Source organism: Zunongwangia endophytica (assembly GCF_030409505.1).
Taxonomy (GTDB): domain Bacteria; phylum Bacteroidota; class Bacteroidia; order Flavobacteriales; family Flavobacteriaceae; genus Zunongwangia; species Zunongwangia endophytica.
The window spans coordinates 3,654,316-3,670,000 of record NZ_JAUFPZ010000002.1; the positions used below are offsets into that span (position 1 = coordinate 3,654,316).

Annotated in this window: 6 protein-coding genes, 1 tRNA gene and 1 rRNA gene (1 of these 8 cut by a window edge); all 8 read left to right on the plus strand. The window is 36.7% G+C overall.

Annotated features, from left to right (window positions below):
* Positions 1–13: 13 nt before the first annotated feature.
* Positions 14–1,636 (plus strand): RagB/SusD family nutrient uptake outer membrane protein, encoded by a 1,623-nt coding sequence (locus tag QWY91_RS15925; RefSeq protein WP_290236489.1) that lies wholly within the window; start codon positions 14–16, stop codon positions 1,634–1,636.
* A 205-nt stretch (positions 1,637–1,841) separates the two neighbouring features.
* The gene (locus QWY91_RS15930) at positions 1,842–4,904 is read left to right on the plus strand and encodes a SusC/RagA family TonB-linked outer membrane protein (RefSeq protein ID WP_290236490.1); all 3,063 of its coding nucleotides are present in this window, start codon (positions 1,842–1,844) and stop codon (positions 4,902–4,904) included.
* 10 nt (positions 4,905–4,914) lie between these two features.
* Complete coding sequence (locus QWY91_RS15935; RefSeq protein ID WP_290236491.1) at positions 4,915–6,258, plus strand: RagB/SusD family nutrient uptake outer membrane protein; 1,344 nt, start codon at positions 4,915–4,917, stop codon at positions 6,256–6,258.
* Between the two features lie 573 nt (positions 6,259–6,831).
* On the plus strand, positions 6,832–9,795 hold the full coding sequence (locus QWY91_RS15940) for a SusC/RagA family TonB-linked outer membrane protein (protein WP_290236492.1): 2,964 nt from the start codon (positions 6,832–6,834) through the stop codon (positions 9,793–9,795).
* Between the two features lie 12 nt (positions 9,796–9,807).
* Complete coding sequence (locus QWY91_RS15945; protein WP_290236493.1) at positions 9,808–11,313, plus strand: RagB/SusD family nutrient uptake outer membrane protein; 1,506 nt, start codon at positions 9,808–9,810, stop codon at positions 11,311–11,313.
* Positions 11,314–11,426: 113 nt separating this feature from the next.
* The gene (locus tag QWY91_RS15950) at positions 11,427–13,337 is read left to right on the plus strand and encodes a putative porin (RefSeq protein WP_290236494.1); all 1,911 of its coding nucleotides are present in this window, start codon (positions 11,427–11,429) and stop codon (positions 13,335–13,337) included.
* 709 nt (positions 13,338–14,046) lie between these two features.
* Positions 14,047–15,574 (plus strand): 16S ribosomal RNA (locus QWY91_RS15955).
* A 108-nt stretch (positions 15,575–15,682) separates the two neighbouring features.
* Positions 15,683–15,685 (plus strand) — tRNA-Ile (locus QWY91_RS15960); it runs 71 nt beyond the window's last position.

Below are 15,685 nucleotides of genomic sequence, written 5' to 3' on the forward strand. Positions count from 1 at the left end.
AAAAGATACAATAATGAATATACTTAATAAATCTCGTTTTTCTTTTTGCCTAATGCTAGTTGCTTTAATTAGTGTTAGCTGTTCGGATGATTTTCTCCAAAATTCTCCAACAGATGCAATATCTGCCGAAGATGCGCTGTCAAGTACAGATAACATGATGCTAGTTTTAAATGGTTTGCATAGGCAGGTTTATTCTCAAGCACAATTACCTGGTTCTTCATCCAGTAGGAGTGGTGAAAGTCATTTTATACCTTCACTAGATGCAATGGGCGGAAGTATAATACATTCTTCTCCTGGAAATGGATGGATGACATCAGACTTGCAGTGGTTAACGCACACAAATCCAACTTATACAACTGTATATAATTTTTGGTACCAGCGTTATCATTTTATTGCGAGCTCTAACTCGATAATTAATACTGTTTCAGAAGGTGATTTTGCTGAAACTCCACGCCTTAATAATGTTCTAGGGCAGGCTTACGCTTATAGAGCTTGGGCTTACCACAAACTCGTTACTACCTATGCTAAGGGTTATACGATTGGGAATCCATCGACAGATCTTGGTGTGCCTATCGTTTTTTCTACTGAAACACCTTACGAGAGTGCACCACGCTCTACTGTAGAAGAAGTTTATGCTCAAATGGAAAAGGATATTGATGAGGCAATTGCCCACTTGGAGAATGCAAGTAATGCAGCTAATAAATCTCATATTTCTTTAAATGCTGCCTACGGTATAAAGGCAAGAATTGCACTATCTAAAGGAGATTGGGAAACTGCTGCCGAAGCTGCTGCGTTAGCAAGAGACGGTTACCAATTATTAGACGAATCACAATGGCTATCTGGATTTAATACTGTAGATCTTTCAGAAGTTATTTGGGGAGGTGAAGTTATCGATAGCGAAACAAATTATTTTCAGTCTTATTTTTATTATGTTTCTCCTACTTTTAATGGTAGCCAGAATAGAAGTAATCCAAAGATCATAAGCAGTGGATTATATGACATGATTCCTGAGACTGACTTTAGAAAAGAAGCTTGGTTGCCAATGGCACCTAATACAAATCCTTCTGCTTCAAACGGAGAGGGAGGAAGCTATGAGTCTGATCCTAATTATGATTCTGAGGAAGAATTTCAGAACGCAAAGGATGAAATTATTGCTACATACGGGATGACTAGTGCGCACAATACACATCCATACATGACGGTTAAATTTCTACAACAAAATCCAGGAACTACAGATCCTGATGATGTTATTTATATGAGAGCTTCTGAAATGTATTTGATCGAGATCGAAGCTTTAGCTATGATGAATCAAACTAGTGAGGCTCAACAATTATTGCAGGAGTTTGGAGCATCTAGAGATTCTGATTACGACGCTTCAGATTTCTCTGATCAGGCTGAGCTTATGGAAGAAGTTAAATTCCAAAGAGGTGTAGAATTATGGGGTGAAGGATTTAGTTTTCATGATCATATTCGTTGGGATGAGCCATTAGATTATAGCGATTCTGGTGCTGCAAAAGTTCTTTATCAAGATGGTTATTTTCAAGAAAGACCATCACAGAATGATGACTGGATTTGGAAAATTCCACAAGCTGAAATAGATGCCAATCCTTATATTACTTCTAGTGATCAAAATTAGTTTTGATTAAATGATAGATTTAAAAGGTTGCTCTAAAAAAGCAACCTTTTTTAATTTATGGAGATGCTTTTGTATTTTGTTAAAATTAAGATACCTCAGCAATATCAAACGTTTTCATTGATTTTCTGTTAAGAACTTCACTTCATATTTCATTGCTTCTTTATGAAAAATTAACAATTTTGTTAATTCATTTTGAAATTAAATAATGATGAAGAAAAATCTAAGTAGAATGCTAACGCTGCTAATGGTGTTAGTGGTACAATTATCTATTGCACAAGAAAAATCCATTACCGGGACAGTAGTAGATGAAGATGGTTTACCATTGCCTGGTGTAAATGTTATTGAAAAGGGAACTTCAAACGGAGTGCTCACTAATTTTGATGGTAAGTATAGTATTTCAGCTCCAAAAGGTGCAACATTAAGTTTTAGTTATATAGGCTTCGGCACTAAATCAATAGTAGTTGGTTCAGATACTGAAGTTGATGTTACTATGGTTGTGGATGCTTCTGCTTTAGATGAAGTAGTCGTTACCGGTTATGGATCTACTTCGAAAAGAAACGTAACAACTGCGATATCTCAAGTAGATGCAGAAGATGCACAAAGAATTTCTGTGGCCAACATCTCCGCAGCGCTACAGGGAAACTCAACGGGAGTTCAATCAACTCAAGCTTCTGGAGCTCCTGGAGGTGAGGTGAGATTAAGAATTCGTGGAGCAACTTCTATTAATGGATCTAATAGTCCGTTATATATTGTTGATGGTGTACAAATAGAATCTGGATCAACAATTTCAGATAGTTATGGAGGGCAGCAAAATAGTGCGCTATCCAGTATTAGTCCTTCAGATATAGAATCTATAGAAGTATTAAAGGATGCAGCAGCAGCGGCAATCTATGGTTCTAGAGCTTCGAACGGTGTAGTAATTATAACTACAAAAAGAGGTAAATCAGGGAAACCCAAAGTTTCTCTAAGTTCTTACATTGGTATTCAAAACCCAATAGAGAAATACGAAACGATGAATTACGGCCAGTGGTTGAAATTCAGCGATGACTATTATCAGGCTTCAGAAGGATCGGGATATGCTTCATCTCAATATTCTGGTAATGAATCTCTAGCCGGCGCAAGTGATGCTGAACTCAGTCAATATTATAACTCGGTATCAAATCGTGGAGATAGTTATACGGATGCTATTTATAGAGATGATGCTGTGGTTCGTAATATCTCTGCTAGTGTTTCTGGTGGATCTGAAGGTACACAGTATTATTTAGCAGGATCGTCTTTTGACCAGGAAGGTGTTATTCTAGGACAAGATTATCATAGAGATAATTACACCATGAATCTTAACCAAGAGATTACAGATAAATTTAAATTCAACGGAGGGGTAACTTTGACCAGTGAGGAACAAGTTATGGCTAATGGTGATAATAATATATACGGAGTGCTATCCAATGCGGTTCTTGAATCACCTGGTAATGGAATTTTTAATGAAGACGGTTCTTACAATAGTACAACTTGGCAATTTTCAAATCCTGTTCAAAATGCTCTTTTAGATCAGGGGAATTTGGAAACATTTAGAATTTTGGCAAACGCTGAATTTACTTATGATTTTACCGACTGGTTGAGTTTTAGTTCCAAATATGGTCTTGATAATATGGATATTGATGAGAAACAATATAATCCATCTACAACTGCGAAAGGAGCTGGGACTAATGGCTATGCTTACCAAAGAATGGCTAGAATTAGAAGATTTATGACAACTCAAGCTTTAAATTTTGATGTAGATATCAATGATGATATCGCATTTACAGGATTATTGGCGGGGGAATATAATGGAAGAAAGTACAATTTCGTGAATGCTGAAAGAACTAATTTCGCGTCTCCAGATTTGCAAGAGGTATCACAAGGTGCAACTGTTTCAGGAGCGTTGGGAAGTTACAATGAATCAAAATTATACTCATTGATCAGTAGAGCCTCTTTCAATCTATATGGAAAATATATCATTGAAGGAAGTTTAAGAGCTGATGGATCTTCGAAATTTGGAGAGAATGAAAAATGGGGATATTTCCCTTCAGTTTCTGCAGGATATATTCTTTCAGAAGAAGAGTGGTTTAATAGTGAAGCCTTCAATTTTGTAAAATTGAGAGCATCTTACGGTGTTACAGGTAATGATACAGGAATAGGTTCTTATGATGCACTTGCAGGGGTAAGTTCTACACCCTACGCGGGAACCGTTGGTACAGCGATTACAGACATCGGAAATTCTGATGTAAAATGGGAGGTGACCAATCAGCTAGATTTAGGTTTCTCGTTAGGACTATTTAATAATGTTGTTTCTATTGAATATGATTATTTCGATAAAAAGACAGACGATCTTCTATTAGAAATTCCTCTAGCGTACTCCTCTGGTTTTAGTAGTTTTTACGGAAATGTAGGAGAAATGACTAATAAAGGTCATGAAGTTTCTTTAGATGTTCAAATCTTCGATACTCAGGATTTTAGTTGGAAGTCTTCGTTAGGATTCAGTACTTTAAAAAACAAGGTAACTTCACTTGATGGAAATTCTCCATTTACAAGAGGCTTTGCAAGTAGAGTTCAGGAGGGCGAAGAGTTAGGAGCTTTTTATGTTTTAGAGGCAGATGGATTATATCAAGAAGGTGATGAAATACCAGAGGCCCTTGTAGCTGATGGTGTAAGTACTGGTGATGTTAAATATGTCGATCAGAATGGTGACGGAGTTATAAATGATGCAGATTATATAATGGGAGGATCTCCATGGGCAGATTTTACAGCTTCTTGGACAAATAATATAAAATATAAAAACTTTGATTTATACTTTTTATGGGCATGGTCTGAAGGTAACGATGTATTAAATTCTACACTTCAATATACAGGTTCTGCAGCTAATCCAGTTTACGGGAAATTCGCTAACCAATTAAATTATTGGACGCCTGAAAATACCAACACGAATATTCCACGACCAAACTATGCTACATCGGCTTACAATAACTACGATTCAGCAAGATTAGTTGAAGACGGGTCTTTTATAAAACTAAGAAATGTAACCTTGGGATATACACTTCCTAATGATGTTTTAGGTTTTGCCAGTGTTCGTTTTTATGCATCAGCAGATAACTTATTAATGTTTACCGATTATTCAGGATTAGATCCAGAGGTTAACTATTCTGGTGATTCAGCAGTTACGAGCGGAACGGATTTTCTAACTCAAGGCGGGAATAAGGTTTATAAGTTTGGTGTAAATATTAATTTCTAAAAATTAAAGAATGAATAAATATATAGTATTATTTGTATTGCTAATAGGGAGTCTATTGGCGAGCTGCGAGGACGAGTTGGAAGTTGCCGATCCAACCACTATAGGGCAGGATCAGTTTATCACCGATATGACAACTGCACAGCAGGCTGTTGATGGTATCTATGATGGTATGCAAGATGTTTATGTTGCCGGAGCCTATCCAATTATGTCACTAGGATTGTATGCAGATGAGTTTGCACATAGTGGTTCTTATGGCATATTCGACGAGTTGGTTATTAACAACGTTCCTGCCACGAATACTGCAGTAGCTAACTTTTGGTTCTATCGTTATAAAGTAATTTTTAGAGCTAATGCTGTAATTAACGAAATGGAATCTGTAACCGGTATAGAAGAGTCAGATAAAAATGCAATAATTGCAGAAGCTAAAGGTTTAAGAGCACTAATGTATTTTGACTTAGTAAGAATGTTTGGTGGCGTTCCATTACCACATGAAAACGATTTGGTCTCAAATAATGGAGCTTCTGCTGCTAATGTTGCAAGATCTTCAGAACAAGAAGTTTACGATTATATATTAGCTGATTTGTTAGACGCTAAGGGTAATGTAGCAGATAGTGATGTTTATCATTTTTCTAATGATGCTTTAAATGTATTGTTGGCAAAAGTTTATATGAATCAAGAAGATTATGAAAATGCAACTACAATTTTGGAGAGTGTTATAAGAGAATATTCTTTAGTTAGTGATTATTCATCTGTATTTTCTAATGGTTCCAATTCTGAATCTATTTTTAGAGTGAATTACAGTACTGACGATCAAAATAGTTTAGCATTTTATTTCTATCCATCCGGTTTGGGAGGTAGAAGAGAGGTTGCACCTTCTTCTAATTTACTAGATGCGTTTGTTGATGGTGATAACAGAATAAGTCTTATTACAAATGCAGATGATCTTAGCTCGACATATATAGCAAAATATAATGATGTATCAACAGGAACAGATCAAAGGTATATTTATCGTTATGCAGAAGTTGAGTTGCTTTATGCTGAATTGTTAGCGAGAAATGGAGATTTTGATACAGCTTCAACTTATATCAACGATGTACGTAGCAGAGCAGGTTTGGATGAAGTGGAATTAAATTCTTCTAATTTTATTGCTTTAATTTCGAAAGAAAGAAGAGTAGAATTCTTTGCTGAAGGTAAAAGATGGTATGATGCTAAACGTTTAAATATTTTAGACGAAGTTGTTGAAAATAAAGGAACTTCTTCTTTGAATACAAATAGACAAATTTGGCCAATCCCCCAGTCAGAAATTAATGCTAATAAAGAAATGTCTCAGGAAAGTCAGAATCCAGGATATTAGATAGAATTTTTATAGAAAACAAAAAGCCGGCATTTGCCGGCTTTTTGTTTTCTATAAAATGTTGTCATAGTTTCCCGTTTCAAGATTAGTATGATCTTAAAATTTTTTTTGGCCTGTTTCGAGTATAACAATCATATCTAATTTAGTTAAGGTTGCTATAATTACCAATCTATTAGCAGAAAAATAATTCTTTATCTAGATAGATCATTTTTTTATTGTGTAATTATAAAAACCTTGAAATTGGATAACCAATCACATTTCTTTAGAAATTCTAAAAATTAGCTGTGACTATCTCAATTCTTATCAATATACCGAAATATTAGCCTTTATATAATTAAAAACTCAAATACTAAATTTCAAAGTAGTATAAAATTAACATATCGTTAGTTTTTAACTATACTAACAATTTTTTATCAAAAATAGTGTTTGGATAAGATTTTGTAACTAAAATAGAGTTACTAAAACGGTTTACTGTCTATTTTGGCAAAAAAAATGACAAAATAAATATCAAAAGTTTTGTTTATTAAGTTATTATTATGATTTTTGGCTCAGGCTAATTCAAATTAATAAATAATGAAAAAAACATTACATGGATTGCTAACACTTTTTATGGTGTTAGTTGTGCAATTAGTTTTTGCACAGGAAAAAACGGTTACTGGGACTGTTGTGGACGAAGATGGTCTTCCTTTACCCGGTGTTAACGTTATCGAAAAAGGAACTAATAATGGTTATCAAACTAATTTTGATGGGGAATACGCTATATCTGTCCCTCAAAGTGCTATTTTGGTTTTTAGTTACGTAGGTTATACTACGCAGGAAAAAAGCGTAGGAAACACTACTAATATAGATGTGACTTTAGCTGTAGACGCTGCTGCTTTAGATGAGGTTGTAGTTATAGGTTATGGTACCAGAGATAAAACTGACGTAGTAGGTTCAGTTGCTCAGGTGTCTTCTGATGTCCTAGAGGATAGGCCTGCAGCTAACGTAGCAGATGCACTTCAGGGTAGAGTAGCGGGTTTACAGGTTTATACATCATCTGGAGAGCCTAATGCTGTTCCATCAATTCGTTTAAGAGGAGTTGGATCATTGGGAGCAGGTGATACTCCATTAATTTTGTTGGATGGCTTTCAGGTGGATGCAGGTATTTTTACTCGGTTGAATCCTCAGGATATTCAGGATATCTCTGTTTTAAAAGATGCTTCTGAAACAGCTATTTATGGTTCTAGAGCCTCTAATGGAGTGATAATTATTACTACAAAATCAGGTACTAAAGAGACCGATCCGAGTATTACAGTTGGTGTTCAACATGGGGTTTCAGAACTTGCTAATACAGATTATTTTGAGAGCGTTATGAATACAGAAACGCTTACAAATTTTTGGGTAGATGCAGGCATTTATAGTCAAGACCAGATTGATGGTATTTTAGCTGAAAACAATGCGGATACTCAATGGTATAAATGGTATTATAAAGACAATGCACCTACTACACAAGTTAATGTTAGTGCTAGTGGTGGGAGTGAAAGCACAAAGTATTTCTTATCAACTGGATATTTTGAACAAGAAGGTCTTGCATTTAGATCAGACTTTAAGAGATATACTTTAAGGAGTAATTTAACATCAGACATCACAAGTTGGATTACTGCTGGTCTTAATTTGGGAATGACTTATAATACAGATTCGGAAAATCCATACGGAACTAATAGTACGAATCGTGGTTTAGCTCTTTTAGCTCAACCTTTTTATTCCCCAATTAATCCCGAAACTGGAAATAGGTATGAAGGAGTGATACCTGGATGGAATAGATATGATCCTCAATATCTTGCAAATAATAACCCTTTTCAAAGAACTCAATTTCAAATTAATCCTTCAGGGTATGTTGAGCTAACACCTCTTGAAGGTTTGACTTTACGATCTGGAATTGGTATTAATGCATTTGATCGTAGAGAAACAAGTAACAGGTTGCCTTCATATGTAGGGTCTTTAAACGATGGTAGTTCTAGCGAATATTTCAGAAGAGATATCCAGATGACTGTAACAAATACTGTTTCTTACAGTATTGATTTTAATGACATTCATAATTTCACTTTATTAGGAGGTCACGAATGGCAAGATTATGATAGAGAAAATTTTTCAGCATCTTCGACCGGCCAATCAGATGATAGATTGATTATGTTAGGACAGGGACCAAACAATGCTAGTGTGGGTCAATTTAAGGCTGAGTGGAGTTTAGAGTCTTATTTTGGAAGGTTAGATTATAATTTTGATAATAAATATTATGTAAACTTTACTCTTAGACAGGATGGTTCTTCTCGATTTGGTAGAGATAATCGCGAAGCTACATTTTGGGCAGCTGGTGCTAGGTGGACAGCTACAGAAGAGGTGTTTTTACAGGATGTTTCCTGGTTAGATAATTTAGTTTTCAGAGCGAATATAGGTACTTCTGGTAATTCTGATATTGGAAACTATAATAGTTATGCTCTTGTTGGTACGAACCAGTATCAAGGACAAACTGGGTGGGGTCTAGCCACTCCTGGAAATCCTTCATTGCAATGGGAAAGTCAAAGATCAGCATCTGTGGGTATTGAGATTGAATTATTTGACAGATTGAGATTAGGAGTAGAATATTATGATCGTTTAACCGAGGATATGTTAATAGATGTTCCTTATCCATTCACAAGTGGTTTTGCTGAAGTAACCGAAAATACAGGTTCCTTGAAGAACTATGGATTTGATGTCAATTTAGAGTACGACATTATTAATCAAGCGGATTTTCGTGTAACTCCTTATGTTGCTTTTAACTATAATCAAAACAAGGTTACTGAACTTTTCCAGGGAAGAGATTATTGGATAATTCCTAATACCGGTGTGTCTTGGGTGGTTGGTGAACCTGTGTCCTATTTTTATCCTGTGTTTGCAGGAGTTAATCCAGAAAATGGAGATGCCGAATGGTATTTACCGAATGAAGATCCTGATGAAATTGTTTACAATAGAGAGGATCCTAATGCTGTAACTAATCAATTTAATACGGCTGCTCTACAGCAAAGTACAGGTGACGATAGATATCCGCCATTGAATGGTGGTTTTGGTTTGAATGTGGACTTTAAAGGATTTTATTTACAGTCACATTTCGCTTTTAGCAGCGGTAAAAATTTAATTAACAATGATAGATACTTCTTTGAGAACCCTTTTCAGTTCCCTGGCTTTAATCAGACTGAAAGAGTTTTAGATTATTGGCAGGAGCCTGGGGATCAAACATTATTCCCAAGAGCAGGTGTGCAGTTCACACAATTTGATTCAAGGTTGATAGAAGATGCTTCATTTATTCGTTTAAAGACCCTAACAGTAGGTTATAATATTCCTGCAAGTGCTTTAGTACAAACTGGAATATTGAAGGGTGCTAAAGTTTATTTTGCTGGAAGAAACTTGGTTACTTGGACTGATTATTTAGGGCCAGATCCTGAAGTAGATTCTAATATTGGATTAGGTACCAACCCTAATACAAAGCAGTTTACATTTGGTATTGATCTACAATTATAAAAAAACAGAAAAATGAAAAAACAAAATATAAAAAAGGGAATTTTAGGATTGTTTTTATCTATATCTTTTATCGGATGTGATGATCTTGAGAGATTTCCCTATGATGCTATAGAGCAATCCCAATCATTTCAGACTATCAATGATGCTGAAACTTGGAATACTGGTATGTATGCAACACTTAGGGGCAACGTTTATGGTGCATTCATGTTTCCAACAGATATTCAGGCTGATCAATTAAATGCAACTTCTGATTACGGTAATAGAAATGGAAATCCTCATAGATGGGAAGGTTTTCTTGCAGATGATGGAGCTCTACAAACAATTTGGTTTTCCCATTATGCAGCAATTAAAAATATCAATGCAGCATTAGAAGGATTTGAAACGATTTCAGTTGAAACGGCTGGCGATCAAGCTAATTTAGATCAATATACAGCTGAGGCACGTTTAGCGAGAGCTTTTTACTATCATAATTTAGTTGTTAGGTTTGGAAATGATTACGATCCTTCTAGTGCTTCTTCAGATTTAGGAGTACCTCTAGAGCTGGAATATGATATTTCAAGTAGACCATCGAGGAATACTGTTGCGGAAGTTTATAATCAGATTTTAGTTGATATTGAGGCTGCGAGACCAGGATTGTCTGATGTTGAAGGAGAACAGGGTGCTCAAAGATTTAATATAGATGTGTTAACTGCTTTGGAGGCAAGGGTTAAGCTGTATATGCAAGATTGGGAAGGTGCAAAATCTGCCGCGGATCAGCTAATAAATTCAGGTCGCTACCCTCTTATTAATAATGAGGAAGATTTTCGTAGTATGTGGGTTGATGACTATGCTCAAGAGGATATAATGCAACTTTTCGTAAGTGCACCTAATGAACTTGCAAACACCAATAGTATATATTTAGGCTACAATGGAGCGACTAATAGATTTACTCCTGATTTTATACCTTCTCAATGGGTTATAGATATGTATTCTGAAGATGACATAAGAAAAGATGTGTACTTTACTACTGGAGATGTTAATGATACTGTAGTTGTTCAGGGTGTTACATATACCGATCTAATTATGGTCAATAAATATTCAGGAAATCCTGATTTATGGACAGGAGCGAACACTAATTATCAGCAAGCTCCTAAAGTATTTCGTATAGCAGAAATGTATTTGATTTCTGCTGAAGCAGCTTTAAATATTTCAGATTCACAAGCCCTTGATCCATTAAATGAACTTAGAGATTCGAGAGGTCTTGAACCAATTGATTCTTCTGGTGATGGTTTGGTTGAAGCTGTTCGGGATGAAAGATTTAGGGAATTGGCTTTTGAAGGTTTTAGACTCGATGATTTAAGAAGGTGGGATTTAGGTTTCACACGTAGAGATCCTCAAAACATACAGCCTTTAGTTCAAGGGCCTAATTATTATACTAAGTCAGTAGAGGCTACAAATCCTAAATTTACTTGGGGTATTCCAACTAATGATATAACTATCAATCCAAATTTAGCTGGGCAGCAAAACCCGGGTTGGTAAGCTTATTTTTTAAAACTTTTATAAAACCACCCAACTTTGGGTGGTTTTTTTGTTTTTATACCAAATCCTGAATAGTAGCGTTATTTTTATATTTTTGTTGGATAAATTTTAGAATGAAGAAAGTATTCCTTTTAATTACGATTTTTAACTTTAGTTTTTTTAGTTATGCCCAGGAGCAAAAGCTGCCAAATAGAGGGGCTAAAGGCGAAGCAAAAGATTCTATAGTTGAGCCCACAATCGATCTATTCAAAATAATTTCAGTAGAGAACGATACAACACAGGTCGATACTTCGCTTACTATTCAGAAAGACTACAAATTCAATTATCTTCGAAAAGATTTGTTTGGGTTACTTCCTTTTGCAAATACAGGGCAAACATATAATGCTTTAACTGAATTTCGAGATTTCACTACTATAGCACCTAAATTCGGAGTCAGGGCAAGGCATTATAATTTTATGGAATCTGCCGATATACGATATTACAATGTTCCCACTCCTTTAACTGAACTTTATTTCAAAACTGTGCCAGAGCAAGGACAGCAATTGGATGCATTTTTTACAGTAAACACGTCCGAGCGTTTAAACTTTAGTGTCGCTTATAAAGGTGTACGGGCATTAGGGAAGTTTAGGCACATGTTAACTAGCACAGGCAATTTCAGGACTACCTTAAACTATCAAACTAAAGATAGAAAGTATAGGGCCAAATTGCATTTCATCAGTCAAGATTTAATGAATGAAGAAAATGGAGGTTTAACCAATGATGCTTTAGCATCATATATAGGAAAGGAAGAAGAATTTGAGGATCGGTCGGTATTGGATGTAAATTTTGAAAATGCAGAAAGTACTCTGTACGGGAAAAGTTTTTTTCTGGATCATAAATATTTTCTAAAAGGAGCTCAGGATAGTATAAATAATAAACTTTATCTTAGTCATAGATTAAACTACAGCTATAAAAAATTTCAATATCTCCAATCTAACGCTGCCAACAATATTCTTGGGGCATCATTTCAAAGTACAGGACTAAGAGATGAAGTTAGATATGAAAGTATGTCAAATACTGTAGCAGTCAATTTCGATAACGCTGTTTTAGGGGAAATATCTGGGAGAGCTGGGTTCACATCATTAGATTATTGGTATGATTCCGTTTTTGTAGGGGAAGACGGAGTTGTAGCAGATCGTTTGGATGGGCAAATGCTAGAGGTTGGCGGAAGTTATGATAATTATTTAGGAGGTTTCAATCTTCATGGAGATGTAGCTTTTTCTTTCGGTGATAATTTTTCAGGAAATCACATCATTGCTTCGGCAGGATATCAACTAGATTCATTCAATTTTCTAAACTTCGGGTTGAAGCAAACGAGCCGTGCTCCTAATCTTAATTTTTTGCTGTATCAAAGTGATTATATCAATTACAATTGGCAGCATGATTATGACAATGAAAATGCACAAAGTCTATTTTTCGAACTTTTTGCTAAAAAAATAGCGAATTTGAGCGGAGAGCTGACGCAAATTCAAAATTACACCTACTTTGGTGAAAATGGGGAGGGGGCAATTAAACCCTTTCAGTCAGGAGGCGATGTGCGATATGTGAAGCTTAAAGCCCAACGGGAGTTTGAATTCGGGAAATTCGCTTTCGATAATACCGTATTGTATCAGAAGGTCTCTGATGGGAGTGACGTATTTAATGTGCCCGAGCTGCTCACTAGAAATTCCCTTTATTTTAAAGACTTTTGGTTTGATAATGCCTTGTATTTACAAACCGGTTTCACTTTTACTTATTTTTCTTCGTATCAAATGAACGGGTATGATCCCGTTCTGGCAGAATTCTACGTGCAAAATGATACCAATTATGGTAATTATCCTTTAGTAGATTTCTTTTTCAACGGTAAAGTAGACCAGGCTAGAATATTCTTCAAACTCGAGAATCTTAATTTTGCGCTCAATGGCAACAATAATTTCTCCGCCCCACGATATCCGCACAATGATTTTATGATCCGATTTGGTATTGTTTGGAACTTTTTTCTTTAATTTCTATGGAAGAATGACTGCGCTTTTCGCATAAAATCTGTTATTTCTAAATTGTTAATCTAATGTTAAGTGGTTTTATCGCTGAAATGACTTGAAAATGACTTGAATTGATACGATTTCATTAAAAATAAGATGATTTTTATAAAGGCTTGTGTAATCAAAAAAGGAGCGTATATTTGCACCCGCTTAGCGCTGTAATGATTGGTTGTGAGGGCGGGAGTTCATTGATAAATACGGAAGAAGGGATCGAAAAAAAAACTTAAAAAAAGTTTTGGTGGTTAAAGAAAAAGGGTTGTATATTTGCATCCGCTTTGACAGCGATGTTCTTTGGAAGTAGCGTTTAAAATTAAGAAAAAAATATTTTTATTTTTTACTTGTGAGTTTTAAAAAGAGTTGTACATTTGCAACCGCTTTAAGAAAAACTTAAAACGCTCTTAAAATACTGATTAACTAGGAAATACCGCTTGGGGTTGTATTAAGGTTCGAGTCCTTTATTTCTATCGAAGGGATTTTTATCCCGGACTTTTAAATGAGTTCATTGACATATTGAATTGACAAACGACATTACTTGAAATTACTTTATTGTAATTTTAAGAAATGGAAGTGTAGAATTAAGAATTAAGACTAGAAAGTCGTCTTTTGAGCTTTAAACTTCTTATTTATATAAGAACGCAAACTTACGATTTGATTGTTACAAAATAATGAAACAACGATGAAGAGTTTGATCCTGGCTCAGGATGAACGCTAGCGGCAGGCTTAACACATGCAAGTCGAGGGGTAACAGAAGAAAGCTTGCTTTTTTGCTGACGACCGGCGCACGGGTGCGTAACGCGTATACAATCTACCTCTTACTGAGGGATAGCCCATGGAAACGTGGATTAATACCTCATAGTATTATTGATCGGCATCGATTAGTGATTAAAGGTTACGGTAAGAGATGAGTATGCGTCCTATTAGCTAGATGGTAAGGTAACGGCTTACCATGGCAACGATAGGTAGGGGTCCTGAGAGGGAGATCCCCCACACTGGTACTGAGACACGGACCAGACTCCTACGGGAGGCAGCAGTGAGGAATATTGGACAATGGGCGAGAGCCTGATCCAGCCATGCCGCGTGCAGGAAGACTGCCCTATGGGTTGTAAACTGCTTTTACAGAGGAAGAAACCCCTTTACGTGTAAAGGGCTGACGGTACTCTGCGAATAAGGATCGGCTAACTCCGTGCCAGCAGCCGCGGTAATACGGAGGATCCAAGCGTTATCCGGAATCATTGGGTTTAAAGGGTCCGTAGGCGGATTTATAAGTCAGTGGTGAAAGTCTTCCGCTTAACGGGAGAACTGCCATTGATACTGTAGATCTTGAATTATTATGAAGTGGTTAGAATGTGTAGTGTAGCGGTGAAATGCATAGATATTACACAGAATACCGATTGCGAAGGCAGATCACTAATAATATATTGACGCTGATGGACGAAAGCGTAGGTAGCGAACAGGATTAGATACCCTGGTAGTCTACGCCGTAAACGATGGTTACTAGCTGTCCGGCCTAATTGAGGGCTGGGTGGTTAAGCGAAAGTGATAAGTAACCCACCTGGGGAGTACGTTCGCAAGAATGAAACTCAAAGGAATTGACGGGGGCCCGCACAAGCGGTGGAGCATGTGGTTTAATTCGATGATACGCGAGGAACCTTACCAGGGCTTAAATGCAGTCTGACAGGGATGGAAACATCTTTTTCTTCGGACAGATTGCAAGGTGCTGCATGGTTGTCGTCAGCTCGTGCCGTGAGGTGTCAGGTTAAGTCCTATAACGAGCGCAACCCCTGTGGTTAGTTGCCAGCACGTAATGGTGGGAACTCTAGCCAGACTGCCGGTGCAAACCGTGAGGAAGGTGGGGATGACGTCAAATCATCACGGCCCTTACGTCCTGGGCCACACACGTGCTACAATGGTAGGGACAGAGAGCAGCCACTGGGCGACCAGGAGCGAATCTATAAACCCTATCACAGTTCGGATCGTAGTCTGCAACTCGACTACGTGAAGCTGGAATCGCTAGTAATCGCATATCAGCCATGATGCGGTGAATACGTTCCCGGGCCTTGTACACACCGCCCGTCAAGCCATGGAAGCTGGGGGTACCTGAAGTCCGTTACCGTAAGGAGCGGCCTAGGGTAAAACTGGTAACTGGGGCTAAGTCGTAACAAGGTAGCCGTACCGGAAGGTGCGGCTGGAACACCTCCTTTCTAGAGCAGAACCTTATTTTAATAAGGAACTGGCAATTAGATATAGGGAAGTTCAAAAGCAAGTCCTTTTGGTCTTGATTCTTAATTTGTCAATTTGATTATATGGACAGT